The organism is Desulfurispirillum indicum S5 (assembly GCF_000177635.2).
Lineage (GTDB): Bacteria > Chrysiogenota > Chrysiogenetes > Chrysiogenales > Chrysiogenaceae > Desulfurispirillum > Desulfurispirillum indicum.
This window is the reverse complement of sequence record NC_014836.1, coordinates 2699827-2715478: the sequence shown is the minus strand read 5'-3', so window position 1 is coordinate 2715478 and position 15652 is coordinate 2699827. Positions and strand designations below refer to the sequence as shown.

Below are 15652 nucleotides of genomic sequence, written 5' to 3'. Positions count from 1 at the left end.
AGTTGGAAAAGGAGCAGATATTGCCGGAATCTTCCCCGGCGTGGGTGAAAAAAGTTTTCCGTCGAAGGGCTGCCCGGGAATCTTAGCGATTGTATACAGTATGCCAATCATGCTAGATTATGCAAGAATAACTCTCTTGGCAGGGGGCACCCATGGAATACGGAAAGTCGCTCAAGGATACTATAGCTGACAGCATTCGTGAAGATATTATATTGTGCACGCTCAAGCCGGGTGAACGCCTGGTGGAGCCCAAGCTCTCGGAGCGCTTCGGCATCAGCCGAACACCTATCCGCGAAGCTTTCCGTCAACTGGAAGGCGAGGGTTTTATCAAAATCATTCCCCGCAAGGGAGCCATTGTCACCGAGATTACCCCCAAGGACGTCGACGATCTCTACCTGATTGCCGCCAAGCTTGAGGGGCTGGCCGCCTATCTCAGCGCTCCCTACATCACCCCGGAGGATATCGCGGTGATGTCCCGCAAGAACACGGAGCTGGAAAAGCTGCAGGGGCAGGTGGTCAGTCGCGATTACTCTTTTATTAACAACAGTTTTCACGCCATTTTCATCAACAAGTGTCAGAACGAGCGGCTTATTCGCATTCTCTACAGCCTTTCACGGCAGTTCGACCGCTTCCGCAACCTGGCCATGACCATGACTGACAAGGTTGACGCCGCTGTCCTTGACCATCAGAGCATAATTGATGCCTTTGGGGCCAAAGATGCCAAGCTGGTGGAGGATCTGGTGTACAATCACGTTCTGCAGAGTGGCGAACGCCTCAAGAAACTCCTGCTCAGTAAAAAATCATAAAGGAAGCCTGTATGAATATCCTCGTCGTCGGTGGCGGGGGGCGTGAGCATGCCCTCGTCTGGAAAATCAGCCAATCACCCCGTGTGGAAAATATCTACTGCGCGCCCGGAAACCCTGGTATTGCGACCATCGCCCAGTGCGTGGATATTGCCGTGGACGATCTGCACAGTCTGGCAAGCTTCGCCAGGGATACACATATCGATCTTACCGTGGTGGGCCCGGAACTGCCCCTGACTCTGGGTATCGTGGACTTTTTTGAGTCCTGTGGCCTGAAGGCCTTCGGTCCATCCCAGGGTGCTGCCGAGCTGGAGGGCTCCAAAGCCTACTGCAAGATGATCATGGACAAGTATGGCGTTCCCACCGCGCAGCACCGCACCTTCACCGATGCTGCCAGCGCCCGTGCCTATGTTCAGGAAAAGGGTGCTCCCATCGTGGTCAAGGCCAGTGGCCTGGCGGCGGGCAAAGGCGTTACTGTGGCCTTTACCGTTGAAGAGGCCCTGGAGGCCATCGCCCATATCATGGAAGACAAGGTGTTCGGAACCAGTGGCGACGAAGTGGTCATTGAGGATTTCCTGGCTGGCGAAGAGGCCAGCCTGCTGGCTTTCTGTGATGGCAAAACCGCTGTGGCCATGGTGCCTGCCCAGGACCACAAACAGGTCTACGAAGGGGATCGCGGCCCCAATACCGGTGGCATGGGCGCCTACTCCCCTGCCCCCATCCTGACCCCCGAACTGCAGCAGGAAGCCATGCGGACGGTCATGCAGCCCATGATTGACGGCATGGCCCGCGAAGGTCGCCCCTTCAAAGGCATCCTCTACGGTGGCTTGATGATTGACCAGGGCAGGATCCAGGTGCTGGAGTTCAACGTGCGCTTTGGTGACCCCGAAGCCCAGCCGGTGCTCATGCGCCTGAAAAGCGATATTGTGGAAATCATGCTGGCCTGCGTGGAGGGCCGCCTGCACGAGACCACCATTGAGTGGCATGACGACCCCACCATCTGCGTGGTCATGGCCAGTGGCGGCTATCCCGCCGAGTACACCAGGGGTTTTCCCATCAGCGGGCTTGATCGTGCCGCCGCCGTGGAAGACGTGATGGTCTTCCACGCGGGAACCGCCGAAAAAGATGGCCAGATCGTCAACAGCGGAGGGCGCGTGCTGGGAGTGACCGCCAAGGGCAATACCCTGCAGCAGGCCATCGATCGCGCCTACGCCGCCACCGACTGTATTCACTGGGAAGGCGCCTACTTCCGCCGCGATATCGGCGCCAAGGGACTAAAGAAATAAAACGGATATCTGAAGTTTCGCACCCCCCCGAAGCGGCAGGTTGTCGGCGTCGACACTGATGCCATATTGAAATGGCAGAAATGGTTCTGCATAGACGGCGTCGCTTGACGTTATCCTCACCATATATACGAGTTTCTTTTGCCACTTTTTACCCGCAAAAAGTGGCTGGGAAGCGGCCCCCCGGGTGCAGCGCCACCGGGGGGATTTTTTTATCGGCAGAACCCTGAAAAGCCTGCTGCTTTCTCCACCCTTTCGACAAAAATGTCGAGCCGTGACAGGATCTGTCGCCTTTTCCTGCCTCTGCTGAATTGTAAAGCATTTTCTATTAATGCTTTGTCGTGTTGGCACGCCAGTTGCTCACATGAAAAGTGTTTCCCGAGCCAGCACACGGGAGCTGGCAACTTTACCCCTCCAGATGGAGGAAACACTTTTCAAGGAGCTTACCATGAAAAAGCACATGAACCCTTTGCGCACTGCCGCCTCAATCGCCTTTATTGCCCTTGCTGCCTTTACTTTTATTGCGCCCGCTGCTGCCCAGACTGACACCCGTCCAGCCCCTGGCACCTTCTGGGTGGACACCACGGGAGATGGTGTGGCGGACAGCCGCCCCACCCGTGGTACCGGCGCTGGCCGCAACGCCGGCGAAAATTTTGTCGATGCGAACGGTGATGGCAACTGCGACAATTTTGTCGGCCGCGAAGCCCTGCGTAAAGAACGACGCAGTGAACGTGCAGCTCTGGGTGCCCGCAATGCCGATCGTGCTCGTGGCAACAGCGAGTCCAGTGGCGGTGGTGGACCCCGCCGCTAAGTGGAGTTTTTCCCGGCATCGCTTTTCACTCCACCACACGCAGAGATCTTTTCTGCCGGTGGAGTGACGTGGCGGCCCCCCCTTGCCCATCGGGGTACACATTTTCTTTACTGGAGCTTTTCATGAGCGTTGCACCCACCAGGTCATTCCATGTGCGCGGATTTGTTTCCCTGTTTCTTACTCTGAACGCAATTCTTCTCACCATCAGCGGGCTTCTGCTTTATGTCATTCCGGAAGGCAGGGTTGCCCGCTGGGCGGGGTGGCATTTCCTGGGTGTTGACAAGGGCGGCTGGGAGGCCATGCACACCATTGCCTCTTTTGCCTTCGTCGTCGCCGTGATTTTCCATATTCTCTATAACTGGAAAGTGCTGCTCTTCTACCTGCGCAACCGTGCTACGCGGGCTTTCAGCCTCAAAGGGGAACTGCTGGTCAGCCTTGGCCTGACCGGGCTGCTGGTCTTTGGCAGCATCAGCCTCTTTCCTCCCTTTGGCACTATTATGGAGCTGGGAGGGCGCCTCAAGGAGGCCTGGTATGGTCAGGATGTCCAGGCGCCCTACGGGCACGCGGAGCAGTCGCCCCTGAGGGTTCTGGCCAGTCGCCAGGGGTTTGACCTGACGGCTGCGATAGAGGTTCTGCGCGAAGCAGGGGTGTCGGTGACTTCAGGCGAACAGAGTCTTGAAGAGCTCTACGCCCTTTCGGGTATCTCTCCCATGGCGCTTTATAATGCCATTCAGGACGATCCTCGTACGCTGCCCGCCCCTGTTCCCGTCAACCCGGAGCTTCGTGATGACGCTGCTGCCGTTGCCCCTTCGGGCCTCGGGCGCATGAGCCTGGAGCAGGTATGCCGTGAGCATGGCATAGCCCTGGAACACGCTCTGCAGGCACTGAGGCATCAGGGAATTGTCGCCCAGGGCAGCGAAACCCTGCGCGTTATTGGTGAGCGGGCCGGACTCACGCCGACCCGGATTTATGAGTTGATAGGGGCGGCAGAAACGGATTCGGGAAGTCGTCTGGAATTATGAAATATTCCCATCTGAAGCGATCAGTGTTCTTTTCCTGCAGCCTTGCCATCGCGTGCAGCAGCGCAGCATCAGCTGTGACGGCAACGGTGGGGACAGGGGTTGGTTATGAGGCGTATAACCATGCGGATAATGAACATTCATGGAGTGCCGTATTTGTACAACCCTCCCTTGAGCTGTTCCATGAAGTGCTGCCGGAAGACGGTGGCACGGTTCTGAGTTTCAGCGGGCACCTGAGCACGCGTGTCTATGAAAGTCGCCACGACCAGCGCAGGGCGGGCGCAGGCGCTGCCCTGGAAGTTCCCCTGGCAGAAGGTTTCCTGGGGCGTCTGGGGCTGGATATTGTGGATTTCCGCGATGAAGAGGAGGTGATCGACTCCTTTCGCGGTGTTCAGGGCGCAGTATCCCTGTACTGGCAGGCTGCTGATCGCGTCAGGTTGGGAGTCAGCCACTTTCGAGGCGAAGACCGCTTTCAGGATGTCTCTGGTGAGGAAAGCGCTATTTCCGGCCGTGGATCGGGTTGGCGTAACACCAGCATCAACAGTGTCTCAACGCCGGGGGCAAAGGAGGTGTATCAGACCACAGAGGCTTCTGTCCTGTGGTATCTGAATGCTTCCCTGGATGTCAATGTACATCTGGCCTCTACTCGGGTATCATCAAGCTTTCCCGGAGAAGGGTATACGGGGAGTGAAGCCGGCATGGGGCTGCACTGGTTTCTCTCGGAATACCTGATTGTCAGTCTTGGCGCAATCAAGGCAAACAGGCGCTTTGTCGACGGTAACGAGCTTGAGCCGTATCGTGAAGACGCGCTTTCCACAACGGTGGGTATAGGCTGGTACCGGGGGCCGGTGGAGTTGCGCTTGCAGTGGTTTCACCATGATCTTGACTCGCAGCCACCCCACAGCAGTTACCGTCGGGAGGTAACCCAATGCGTTCTCTACTGGTCTTTCTGAACGCCCTGCTCATCTGCATGTTTTTGTCCCCTGTTTCGGTCAGCGCCGAAATGATTCAGGGGCGCGTTGTCGCGATTGATCTGGAAAAGGGAGAAATGCATATAGAGCTGGATACTCCGGCTGATGTCACCGGGGAGTCGCTGCTCACCGTGCATTTCAGCCAGGAACAGATAGAGCGCTGGAGCCAGCAGATGCGCCCCGATGCCGTGGTACGTCTGCGCGGCGAGGCCCTTGATGCCCAGGGGCACATCCGCCTGCAGCACATTGCGCCGCGCATGGGTTTGGGGCCTCAGCGCGAGGATCGTACCGGTGTGCGCTCCCGCCTGGGCGAGTCCCGGCAGGGGCATGGCGCTGGTGCCGGCTTGGGCTCCCAGCGGGGAAGGAGGCCCTGATATGGTCACTGCTGCACCGCCACACTCTCCTCTGAGTTCTCCGATTCCCCGCGCCAGTCGCTATCGTCGCGGCAATATACTGGTTATAGGCCTGCTGATTCTTCTGACCCTGATCTACTTCTCCTGGCAGGCCAGCCACAATACCCGCACCTTCTCCGAGCACACTGCCGAGCAGGCCCAGCTGCTGGCAGAGGTTCTCCTGCTCAATACCCGTACTGCCACCACGACGGGCCAGCTGCTCAGCAGCACCGCCCATATTTTCCTCAGCAGTACCGCTGAGTTTATCGCCTACCTCAACAGCATTGAACCCTTTACCGATGATGAGCTTACGGCTTTTGCCCAGGAGGCGGGGCTGGCCGGAATACGCATCGCTTCAGCGGCCGGGCCTCAGCAGCTGGTGGAGGGTCCCCGGGGCTGGCTGGGGGAAACCATTGGAGAGGATGAGGGCTTTTTTCACCTGCGGGAGCAGAAGCTTTTTGTCCTCAGCCGCCTCTCCCCCCAGGAGGATTATCGTATTCAGGTGGGGTTTGACGCGAGTGCTCTGCATCTCCTGGAGGAGCGAAGCGGTCTGGAGGCGATGCTTGGTTCACTGGGAGCTCTGCCCCATATGAAACGCGTTGAAGTGATGGACAGCCCGCCCCCTGGTTTCTCGGATCAGCGGGATACCGGTATTCAGATGCTTCCGCGTTCCCGCGAGGTCGTCATTACCCTGCCCCTGGATGGCGGAAAGTGGCTGGTGGTCAATCAGGATGCCGATCACTATTACGACCGGGTGCAGCGTCTGTGGGGGGAGTTCGTTGTTTTCAGTGCTCTGCTGATTCTGGTGGGGCTGCTGTTTGCCTGGCTCCTCTCACGCATGCAGCAGGCGCACCTGGCGACGGTCCAGGCCGCCGAGCGTCAGCTGGCCCAGCAGCATGAGGATGCCACCATCGGGCGCGCCACTGCCACCATCAGCCATGAGATCAAAAATCCGTTGAATGCCATCAGTATGGGTCTGCAGCGCCTTTCCATGGAGGTGCCGCAACTGGAGCCGGAGCAGCAGGAGCTGCTGTACTCCATGCGTTCTGCCGTGGAGCGCACCAGCCGTATTGTCAGCGCCCTTAGGGAGTACGCCCACCCGGTACAGCCCAGGTGCCAGCAGATTGATCCGCAGCAGCTGGTCTCCTCGGTGCTGTCCCTTTATCGTAATGGCTTTACGCAACAGGATATTACTGTTGAGGTTGACTGGCAGTTCACGGGGAGTCTGAGTGCTGACCCCGAACTGCTCTGCCAGGCGCTGGAGAATCTGGTGAAAAATGCCCTTGAGGCTGCTCCCCATGGTGGTCGACTGACGGTGGGTCTGTACCGTCAGGAGCATCATCTGGTGATGATATTGGAGAACAGTGGATACGATGGATCATCTGTCCACATGGATCATCTGCTGGAGCCCTATGTGACCAGCAAGACCCAGGGCAGTGGCCTGGGTCTGCCCATTGCCCGGCGCATTGTGGAGGCCCATGGCGGTCAGCTGTTCCTGGAGAGCCCCCAGACTGGTATTTTCCGCGTGACGGTGGTGCTTCCCGCCGGGGGAACGTGTCAGCAAAGGAGTCAGCTGTGAGCATAAAAATCCTTATTGTCGATGACGAGGCCATGCAGCGCCAGATGCTGGAAGGTTTTTTACTCAAACAGGGCTTCGAGGTTCTGACGGCGGCCAATGCCGCGCAGGCCCTTGAAATTTTTCAACGCCTGCCGGTGCACCTGGTTCTTCTCGACCATCGCATGCCCGATATGAATGGCGACCAGTTGCTGGCCGAGCTCAAGGCGATCAATCCCCTGGTGCGCGCCATAATGGTCACCGCCTATGGTGCCGTCGACATGGCGGTTCAGGTTATGAAGCTGGGGGCGGTGGATTTTCTGGAAAAACCAGTGGATCTGACCCAGCTGCTGGGCAAGCTGCAGGAGCTGGCCCAGGATATCGTGGTGAGCGATGAGGTCCAGGAGGTGAATGGCCACCTGGCTGAGCGTCAGCTTCCCATGACGGTGGCCGGGGATTCACCCCCAATGCGTCAGCTCCTCTCCATGGTGCGGCGCATCGCTCCTTCACCCTGGACAGTACTGATTCACGGTGAGACGGGAACGGGCAAGGAGCTCTTTGCCAATCTCATTCACCAGCTGAGTGATCGCAGTGATGGCCCTTTTGTGGCCCTTAACTGCGCCGCTATCCCGGAAAACCTCTTTGAGTCGGAGCTCTTTGGCCATGAGAAGGGGGCCTTCACCGGAGCCATCAGCCGCAAGCGGGGTCGCTTTGAGCAGGCCCGGGGCGGGACGCTCTTTCTCGATGAGGTGGGTGAGCTGCCTCTGGCCATGCAGGCCAAGCTGCTGCGTGTTCTGCAGGAAAAACGTATAAGCAGGGTTGGCGGTGAGGAGGAGATTGCTGTGGATGTGCGACTTATTGCCGCGACTAACCGCAACCTGCTGGAGATGTCGCGCAGGGGAGATTTTCGCGAAGATCTTTACTATCGGCTTAACGTCCTGGAGCTGGAGATTCCCCCGCTGCGCCACCGGCGTGAGGATATACCCGCCTTTGTCGACTTTTTCCTGCGTCGCTTTGGTATGGAGCAGGTACGCTTTTCTGCTGAGGCCCTGAATATGCTCGTGAAGTATCCTTTTCCTGGCAATGTGCGTGAACTGGAGCATCTGCTTCAGCGCACGGTGACCCTGGCGCGGGGGAAGACGATCACTCCGGCCGACCTGCCACCGGAAATTGTCCACTATAGCCAGCAGAAGCAGAGTGCCTCCCTGGATGAGCGACTGGCTGACCTTGAGCGCCATATTCTGCAGGAAGCTCTGCAGCGCCACGACTGGGTGCAGACCCGCGCGGCCCAGGAGCTGGGCATCAGTGAACGGGTGCTGCGCTACAGGATGGCCAGGCTGCGGATTCTCCGCCAGTAGCGTCGGTTCGCTTTGACAGCAGGGAGGAACTGGGGTATTTTCTCTGCCGTAACAGCTGCGGTTTTCGATGCTTTACCACTGCCGTCACAGCCGTTTGAGGAGAAAATCATGTTCCAGCGCCTTCTGTCTGAATTGATGCAGCTGCAGGCCCAGCTTAACGCCCAGCTTTCCTCCCTGTTTCGCCAGCTGGAAAGCGGTGGCCTGGAAGCGGTTCTCCTGTTGCTGGGAGTGGCTTTTCTCTATGGCGCTCTGCATGCCGCTGGCCCCGGCCACGGCAAGACGCTGGTGGCCGGATACTTTCTGGCCAGGGATGCCCGGCTTTCATCCGCCCTGCTTGCCAGTGCTCTGGTTGCCCTGATTCACGCGATCTCGGGGTTGGCGGTTTCCCTTACCATCTATTTTGCAGCTCGGGCAACATTTCGCCAGAGCTTTGCCGAAACAGAAGCGCTTATGATGAATGTTTCGGGCATACTGATTATACTGGTCGGCGTGTGGCTGCTGTGGCGATTTGTGCGCAGTGGCCGCTCCTGCGGGTGTCAGCATCACCACGGCGAAGAGGTTCCGATTCTGGCCTCCGATCGTCGGGGAATTTTCAGCCTGGCTTTGGCGGCGGGTATTGTGCCCTGCCCCGGCGTCATGACGGTGCTGCTCTTCGCCCTGCTGCTGGGTCAGCTGGCTGTGGGAATAGCCGCCACGGTGGCCATGAGTGTCGGCATGGGTCTGACTATCTGTCTGGTGGCTCTGGCAACGGTCAAGACTCGCAGTGTCAGCAGACACACAAAATTGCCCATCGCCCGCTTTTTCTCTCTGGCAGGACCGCTGGTGGTTATTGGCGTCGGTATCCTGCTGCTGCTGGCCGAGCCCATGTCAACGGGAGGTGGCCGCTTTGGTTAACATGGCCCGGAAATTCTCACCCGTCGCCGTTATCGTGTTGATGCTGGCTTGCCTGTCGACGGTACCGGCTGTGGCTCACCCCCATATGTTTATAGACGCTTCCTATCACCTGCATATTCACAGAAGCCACCTGGAGCGCATTGATGTGGAGTGGCGTTTTGATGAGATGAATACCGCTCTCTATCTCATGGATTTTGACCGCAACGGGAACGGGCAGATTGATCCGCCCGAAGAAGAGGTCATCCGCCAGCGCATTTTCAACCAGCTTGGTCCATACAGCTATTTCACCCATATTTTTCTTGATGACAAGGCCGCCAATGCTCCTCTGCAGGGCGAGAATTTCCGGGTTACCGTAGAAGGCAACAAGCTGGTCATGCGCTTTGAGCTGCGCACGAACCTTCTCCTTCCCCCGGGCAGGAAGATTGGCGTCTATGCCGCTGATGAAGAGGGGTTCATGGCTCTGGACATCAAGACCGAGCGCATCGCCTTTACCGGAGTGCAACCAGCATTCTCCCTTGGCGAGCGACGTTTCGGCATGTTCTACGCCCAGGGCTTCCGCTTTACTCAGCCCAACTGAGCGCGCTTTTTCCGTTACCCTGAAAGGCATTTTCCGTCACCTCATTTGCGTTGCCACGCACAGATTCAATCTTAAAAAGAACCAGTCCTGTCAGTACTTGTTTTTATGTTCACTGAACGGCGTTTTCCGGAAATGAGATGCGCTGCAAGTTCAAATCTTCACGAAAACAAGTGTTTAAGTGAATGAATTATCTTGGCCATTTCTTGATGTAGATCAATTTTCTTTAAATAAAATAGCGTTTTACTCTTGGTATCGTGCTTGATTGAACAGCATGGTCAAGGAGGTAAACGCATGATGTATTCAGGACGTTTCGGTATCTGCGCGCTGGCGGTCATCGGCTTTCTGTTTATCCTTGCCGGCTCTGCCTGCTCTGCGCCAGGCAGTGTTGACGACGGGCGGCAATGGTATTTTGGCGGTGCGGCCTACGCCAATGGAGGGGCATCCTGTATTGCCTGCCATGGCCTGGGCGCCGCCGAGTTTGGCGTGGCCGGCAACGCCAGTCTGGCCAGTGACCTGACTTATCTCTCCCATTTCCTCAGCCCCGAAGGGATACAGACTCTTCTGGAAAACCTGCACCACTTCCCCACTATGGCGGCCATCTATCGGGAGCGTCCACTGACCGAGGACGAAAGGCGACATGTTACCGCCTTTCTCGCCCAGTCAGCTGAGAGCTCACCGGTTCGCGGCACGTCCTCTGGCTTTGTGCTCCATGGAGCATTGGGCGCCGCCATACTCTTTGGCCTTTTCTTTCTGTTGAGCCGGCGACGAAGTGCCGCCAGAGTTCAGCGGACCATGACACCCATTTCATCCACTGCAGGGAGGAAAAGTCTATGAGCTGGATACAGGATATCATCGACCCCCAGGCCCGCACCTGGGAAGATTTCTACCGCAACCGCCATCAGCATGATCGCGTGGTGCGCAGTACCCACGGGGTCAACTGCACCGGCAGCTGTTCGTGGAATGTGGCCGTCAAGGATGGCATTGTCGCCTGGGAGATGCAGGCCACTGACTACCCCCCGCTGGCAGGAGAGATTCCTCCCTATGAACCTCGGGGATGCCAGCGGGGCGCTTCCTGCTCCTGGTATCTCTACAGCCCGCTGCGGGTCAAATACCCCTATCTGCGTGGGGTACTGCAGGATCTGTGGCGCGAGGCCCGCTCCCAGCACGATGATCCGGTGGATGCCTGGACCTCCATCGTGGAGAGTCCCGAGAGCCGTCGCGCCTATCAGCAGGCCCGCGGCAAAGGGGGGTTCCGTCGTATCGACTGGGAGGAAGCGCTGGAAATGATTGCCGTTTCCACCATCTATACGATCAAGAAATACGGCCCCGACCGGGTCATCGGCTTTTCGCCCATTCCCGCCATGTCCATGCTCAGCTATGCGGCCGGCTCGCGTTTTCTGCAGCTGCTGGGCGGGGTGAACCTCTCCTTCTACGACTGGTACTGTGATCTGCCCAATGCTTCACCGGAAATCTGGGGGGAGCAGACCGATGTGGCCGAAAGTGCCGACTGGTATAACAGCAAGTTTATCGCGGTCATGGGTGCCAACCTGGGCATGACCCGCACTCCCGATGTGCACTTTCTGGCGGAGGCCCGGCACAACGGCACCAAGGTTGCGGTTCTCTCCCCCGATCTCAATATGACCTCCAAGTATGGCGACTGGTGGATTCCGGTGCATGCCAGCCAGGATGGTGCTTTCTGGATGGCGGTCAACCACGTGATTCTCAAGGAGTATCACCACGAGGCCCCGACGCCGGCATTCCTGGACTATGTGAAGCGCTATACGGACAGTCCCTTTCTGATTGAACTGGAAAAGCGCCAGGACTCCTGGCAGCCCGGACGCATGGTGCCCGCTGCGAAACTGACACCTTACCGGGAGGTGGAAAACGGGGAGTTCAAGTTCCTGGTCTGGGATGAGACGAGCAGTGCTCCCCGCATGCCCCTGGGGTCCCTCGGCTTTCGCTGGCAGGAGCGCAAGGGTGAGTGGAACCTGAAGATGGAAGATGGTCTCGATGGCAAGCCCATCAGTCCGCGCCTGAGCTTCGCCGATGAAAATGACGAGGTGCTGAAAGTCCGGTTCGATGACTTTGCCGGAACGGAGAAGCTCCTGCGCAGCGTTCCCGTGCGCTACGTGGAAAGTGATCGCGGCACCATTGCTGTCACCACGGTGTATGACCTGCTGATGGCCCAGTTCGGCGTGGCCCGGCCCGGTGTCGCCGAGGGCTGCGCCCGTGACTTTGATGACGAAACGGCACCCTATACCCCGGCCTGGCAGGAAAAGTACAGTGGGGTGGGCCGCGACACTGTGATCCGCTTTGCCCGGGAGTGGGCGGATACCGCTCAGCGCACCGATGGCAAGTGTTCCATCATCATCGGTGCCGGCATCAACCACTGGTATCATGCCAATCTCACCTACCGTGCCGGGATTGTGGCCCTCATGCTGTGTGGCTGTGTGGGCAAGAATGGCGGTGGACTCAATCACTATGTGGGGCAGGAAAAACTGGCTCCCATGGCTCCCTGGCTGACCATTGCCGGAGCCCTGGACTGGACCAGGCCGCCACGTTTCCAGAACACTCCCTCTTTTCACTATGTGCACAGCGATCAGTGGCGTTATGAGCGGGCGGTTGACGAAGAGCAGCTGAATCCGGCGAGCCATGATGGTCCCCTGGCAGGCGGGCACACCATGGATCATCAGGTACGGGCGGTCAAGCGCGGCTGGCTGCCGTTTTTCCCTCAGTTCAACCGCAATTCCCTGGATCTGGCTGCTGCTGCCCAGGCCGACGGAGCCAAGGACGCCCCTGCCATCGTCGCCTGGTCTGTCGAACAGCTCAAACAGAAGCAACTGCACTTTGCGGTGGAGGACCCCGACGCCCCCGAAAACTGGCCGCGCCTGTGGTTTATCTGGAGGGGCAATGCCCTCTCTTCCAGTGCCAAGGGGCAGGAGTACTTTTTCAAGCACTATCTGGGTACCCACTCCAGCGCCATTGCCCCTGAGACTGCTCGCGATGGTGTCACGGAAGCGGTCTGGCGTGAAAAGGCTCCCGAGGGCAAACTGGATCTGGTGGTGGATATCAATTTCCGCATGGATACCAGCGCCCTGTATTCGGATCTGGTGCTGCCCACGGCCACCTGGTACGAAAAAGACGACCTGAATACCACGGACATGCATTCCTTTATCCACCCGCTGCAGGCGGCGGTAGCGCCCTGCTGGGAGGCTCGTCCCGACTGGGATATCTTCCAGGACATCGCCCGCAAGGTCAGTGAGCTGGCGCTAGTGCACCTGCCCGAGCCCATCCTGGATGTGGTGGCGGTGCCCCTGCAGCACGATACTCCCGCGGAAATGGCCCAGCGCGAGGTGCGCGACTGGAGCCGTGGCGAATGTGAGCCCATTCCCGGGAAAACCATGCCGGGCCTGGTGGTGGTGGAGCGCAACTACGTGGACCTCTACCAGCGCATGCTCTCCCTGGGGCCGGGGGCCCGTGAGAATGGCCTGAGCATGCACGGCCTTACCTGGTCGGTGCAGCCCGAATACGACGAATTGCTGGCCTCGCGCCCGGTGCACCAGTGGGATGGTCAGTGCTATCCATCGCTGGAAAGGGCGTCCGATGCCGCCAATATCATCATGCACCTGGCACCGGAGACCAATGGCGAGGTGGCTTACCGCGCCTTTGTGGCCGAGGAGAAGAAGGTGGGGCTGCCCCTGGTGGATCTGGCAGAGAAAAACCGCAGTGTGCGCACCAGTTTCGAGGATATCGCCCGCCAGCCCCGCCGTCTGCTCACCAGCCCCTGCTGGACGGGTATCAGTAATGATGGTCGCGCCTACAGCGCCTACTGCCTCAATGTGGAGCGCCTGGTGCCCTGGCGGACCCTGACCGGACGTCAGCACTTCTACCTGGATCACCAGAGCTATCTGGCCTACGGTGAACACCTGCCTACCTATAAGCCGAAACTGGAGGCCGCTCTGCTGCAGGATCTGGTGGCCAGTGAACCGGAAGGTCGGACCATCGCCCTGAACTATCTGACCCCCCATGGCAAGTGGGGTATTCACTCCACCTATGGTGATAACCACCGCATGCTTACCCTGTCACGGGGCCTGCATCCCCTGTGGATCAATGACCGGGATGCCGCCCGCATCGACCTGCAGGACAATGACTGGGTCGAGGTGTACAACGACCACGGCGTTGTCATGACCCGGGCGGTGGTCAGCGCGCGTATTCCCGAGGGCATCGCCTTTATCTATCACGCTCCTGAGCGCACCGTCGGCGTGCCCAAATCGCCGCTGCGGGGAGGGCGGGGTGGCAGCCACAACAGCCTGATCCGCACCCGTCTCAAGCCAAATCTCATGGCCGGTGGCTACGGTCAGTTTACCTATGGCTTTAACTACTGGGGTCCCACCGGCACCAACCGGGATACTTTTGTGCTCATCCGCAAACTGGAAGGAGAGCCCCAATGGTAAGCCGTGAATTCCCTCTATTGCCTCAGAACGACCTTCAAGGAGGACGCTCATGAATATCCGGGCACAGGTCTCTTCCGTTTTTCATCTCGATAAGTGCATTGGCTGTCACACCTGCAGTGTCACCTGCAAGAATATCTGGACCGACCGCAAGGGCGCGGAATACATGTGGTGGAACAATGTGGAAACCAAGCCCGGCACGGGCTATCCCACCCGCTGGGAAGACCAGGAACACTACCGGGGAGGCTGGGATGGTGAAAAGCAGCCCCTGCAACTGCGCAGCGGCGGCAAGGGCAAGGGGCTGCTCAACCTCTTCCACAATCCTGACCTGCCCTCCATGGATGATTATTACGAGCCCTGGACTTACCGCTATCAGGATCTCTTCCAGGCCGGTCAGGGGAGTGATCAGCCTGTGGCCCGCTCCGTTTCCATGGTGACGGGTCAGCCCATGGACCCCCAAAGCGGCCCCAACTGGGATGATGACCTGGGTGGCTCCAGCCTCTACGCGGCCAATGACCCTTCACTGGAAGGTCTGACGCCCGATGAGCGTCAGCAGCTGTTTGCCACGGAGCGCATGGCCTTTTTCTATCTGCCCCGCCGCTGCAACCACTGTCTCAATGCGGCCTGTGTGGCTGGCTGTCCTTCGGGGGCAATCTACAAGCGTGGCGAAGACGGGGTGGTGCTGATCAATCAGGAGAAGTGCCGGGGCTGGCGCATGTGCGTCTCGGCCTGTCCGTACAAGAAGACCTACTATAACTGGACGGCGGGAAAGTCGGAAAAGTGTATCAGCTGCTATCCCCGTCTGGAGTCGGGGGAGATGCCTGGCTGCTATGCCAGCTGCGTGGGGCGTATCCGCTATATGGGGGTTCTGCTCTACGATGCCGCCGGCATTGCCGCCACCGCCGGCCTGCCACCCCAGGAGCTGGCAGCGGCCCAGCGCGAACTCATCCTCAACCCCCATGATCCTGCCGTGATCGCCCAGGCTCGCCGTGATGGCATTCCGTTCCCCCTGCTGGAGGCCGCCCGGCAGTCCCCGGTGTATCGCTTCGTCAAGGAGTGGGGGCTGGCCTTGCCCCTGCATCCCGAGTTCCGCACTCTGCCTATGCTCTTTTATGTGCCACCCCTGCTGCCTGTGCTGGCCAAGGTGGAAGGCGGAGTGGCCGATATGGCCCAGGCGAGTTTCAGCAGTCTGGAGAAGGCGCGTCTGCCCCTGCGCTATCTGGCGAATCTCTTTGCCGGCGGCAACGAGCAGGAGGTCGAAGCGGTGTACCGGCGCCTGATTGCCGTGCGGCTGCAGCGCCGGGCTGACAGTGTCGGCGACCTGAGTGCCGGCGAGGTGGAGCAGGCTGCTGCGATAGTGGCTCCGCAAGTGGCCCGGGAGATCTATCGCATGAGCGCGCTGAGCAGCATCAAGGAGCGCATCGTCGTGCCGCCTATGGCCCGCGAAATGGCCATTGAGGCCCATACTGATCCCCATGAGCATCGCGGCGCCAATGGCTTTGGCGCGCGTCTTGCTCCCGCGCGTCGCTGGTAAAAGG

At 59.0% G+C, this 15652-nt stretch carries 13 protein-coding genes; all 13 read left to right on the top strand.

Going from position 1 to position 15652, the window contains the following annotated elements; genetic code table 11:
• Positions 1-152 precede the first annotated feature (152 nt).
• The 13 genes from SELIN_RS12665 to narH all read left to right on the top strand — a co-directional run bounded on the left by SELIN_RS12665 (position 153) and on the right by narH (position 15648).
• Positions 153-806 (top strand): GntR family transcriptional regulator, encoded by a 654-nt coding sequence (locus tag SELIN_RS12665; protein ID WP_013507040.1) that lies wholly within the window; start codon positions 153-155, stop codon positions 804-806.
• 11 nt (positions 807-817) lie between these two features.
• Positions 818-2089 (top strand): phosphoribosylamine--glycine ligase, encoded by a 1272-nt coding sequence (gene purD, locus SELIN_RS12660; RefSeq protein WP_013507039.1) that lies wholly within the window; start codon positions 818-820, stop codon positions 2087-2089.
• Between the two features lie 445 nt (positions 2090-2534).
• Complete coding sequence (locus tag SELIN_RS12655; RefSeq protein WP_013507038.1) at positions 2535-2897, top strand: hypothetical protein; 363 nt, start codon at positions 2535-2537, stop codon at positions 2895-2897.
• A gap of 122 nt (positions 2898-3019) precedes the next feature.
• Entirely contained in the window at positions 3020-3919 is a 900-nt protein-coding gene (locus SELIN_RS12650; RefSeq protein WP_013507037.1) for a DUF4405 domain-containing protein, read from the top strand.
• The gene (locus SELIN_RS12645; protein ID WP_013507036.1) at positions 3916-4869 is read left to right on the top strand and encodes a hypothetical protein; all 954 of its coding nucleotides are present in this window, start codon (positions 3916-3918) and stop codon (positions 4867-4869) included. Before SELIN_RS12650 ends, SELIN_RS12645 begins: the two co-directional genes overlap by 4 nt.
• Entirely contained in the window at positions 4845-5261 is a 417-nt protein-coding gene (locus tag SELIN_RS15290) for a hypothetical protein (protein WP_013507035.1), read from the top strand. Before SELIN_RS12645 ends, SELIN_RS15290 begins: the two co-directional genes overlap by 25 nt.
• Before the next feature lies 1 nt (position 5262).
• Positions 5263-6858 (top strand): sensor histidine kinase, encoded by a 1596-nt coding sequence (locus SELIN_RS12635; RefSeq protein WP_013507034.1) that lies wholly within the window; start codon positions 5263-5265, stop codon positions 6856-6858.
• Between the two features lie 2 nt (positions 6859-6860).
• On the top strand, positions 6861-8192 hold the full coding sequence (locus tag SELIN_RS12630) for a sigma-54-dependent transcriptional regulator (RefSeq protein ID WP_041727020.1): 1332 nt from the start codon (positions 6861-6863) through the stop codon (positions 8190-8192).
• A 108-nt stretch (positions 8193-8300) separates the two neighbouring features.
• Positions 8301-9086: a nickel/cobalt transporter gene (locus SELIN_RS12625; protein ID WP_013507032.1), complete on the top strand. Its 786-nt coding sequence runs from the start codon at positions 8301-8303 to the stop codon at positions 9084-9086.
• Position 9087: 1 nt separating this feature from the next.
• A complete protein-coding gene (locus tag SELIN_RS12620) occupies positions 9088-9663 on the top strand; it encodes a DUF1007 family protein (protein WP_041726128.1) in 576 nt (191 codons plus the stop codon).
• A 291-nt stretch (positions 9664-9954) separates the two neighbouring features.
• Positions 9955-10497, top strand: coding sequence for a c-type cytochrome (locus SELIN_RS14240; RefSeq protein ID WP_013507030.1), 543 nt, complete (start codon positions 9955-9957; stop codon positions 10495-10497).
• On the top strand, positions 10494-14117 hold the full coding sequence (locus SELIN_RS12610; protein WP_013507029.1) for a nitrate reductase subunit alpha: 3624 nt from the start codon (positions 10494-10496) through the stop codon (positions 14115-14117). Before SELIN_RS14240 ends, SELIN_RS12610 begins: the two co-directional genes overlap by 4 nt.
• Before the next feature lie 49 nt (positions 14118-14166).
• Complete coding sequence (narH, locus tag SELIN_RS12605; RefSeq protein WP_013507028.1) at positions 14167-15648, top strand: nitrate reductase subunit beta; 1482 nt, start codon at positions 14167-14169, stop codon at positions 15646-15648.
• The last annotated feature ends 4 nt before the right edge of the window (positions 15649-15652 follow it).